We start from the raw sequence: 1,142 nt of genomic DNA, 5'->3' as shown, positions 1-1,142 counted from the left end.
GTGATCGGCCGGGACTGGATGATCCAGACCCACCTGGACGGTGTCCCGGCTCCGGAGCACCTGGGGACGTATCCGCGCCCGGCGTGGCCGGTGTTCTTCCGGCAGATGGGCGCCATCGCCCGCTCCGTGCACGACGTGCGGGGCCCGCACTTCGGACCTGTCGGCGGCCCGGGGTACGGGACGTGGAGCGAGGCGGTGATCACGTCGCTGGAGGAGATCGCCGCCGACCTGGACGGGGCCGGCCTGGACGCGGCCGACGTACGGAAGGTCAACGCGGTGGCCGCGCACGAGCGAGCCGTGCTCGATGAGGTCACCGAACCACGGCTGCTGACCGGGGACCTGTGGACGGTCAACGTGATGCTCGACGCCGGGGCCGCGGAGCCCACGATCACCGGGGTGCTCGACCTGGACCGCACCTGGTTCGGGGACCCGGCCGCGGACTGGACGATCCGCATGGCGCTGGCGAAGCAGGACGAGCGTATGACGTTCTGGGAGACCTACGGGGAGCGAGACCGCTCTCCCGCCGCTGTATGGCGTTCGTTGGTCTACGAGGTCCGCCACCTCGGCGCCGTCCGTCTGGAGCGCCACCGGCTGGGCAGGACGGACGCGGTCCGCGAGAGCTACCGCGCGATGGCCGGTGTGCTCGCCGGTCTGACCTGACCGGGGCCTGTTCCCCGGGTGCGTCTAGGGTCCGCGACTTCGTTAGCAATGAAGGCGGCTCATGAGCAGCGGATGAGCAAATCCGCGATCCCGTTGACCATGGCTACGTCCAGTTGCGGCCTCCTCGGGTGGGGTCCAACACCTCCCGGTCTGACGTCAGATACGTCTGTGAGGACGTCCATTGTCAGTGCGGTGCACTTCACTGTCCGCCATGTATCTCACGCAAGCGACCGTCAACGACCTGCTGGCCGAACTCGGCTCGGGGGACGGCTACATGTACCTGCCCAGCGACCTGGAACCGCAGGACCTGACCGACCTGCTCGGCAGCAGGTACGGCGCCCCGCGCACCCTCGTCCTCGACGGCTTCACCGATCCGACGGTCGACGAGTCCAGGGGCGCGGCTCTCCTCGTCCCCTTCGAGGACCGAGGCGTGACGATACGGGCGTGGGCGTACGGGGATCAGTGGATCGGCACGGGTACGG

Annotated in this window: 1 protein-coding gene and 1 pseudogene; both read left to right on the top strand. The window is 69.2% G+C overall.

Annotation, left to right across the window (positions count from 1 at the left end; genetic code table 11):
- Positions 1-660, top strand: a 660-nt coding sequence (locus tag ACWF94_RS40870; protein ID WP_453500421.1) for a phosphotransferase family protein, incomplete at its 5' end; no start/stop codon positions are given.
- 211 nt (positions 661-871) lie between these two features.
- Positions 872-1,142 (top strand): annotated as a pseudogene (locus ACWF94_RS40865) (hypothetical protein); the annotation flags it as partial.

Source organism: Streptomyces sp. NPDC055078 (genome assembly GCF_053607985.1).
Note: the sequence above shows the minus strand (reverse complement) of the source record. Positions and strands in the feature narration are given on the sequence as shown.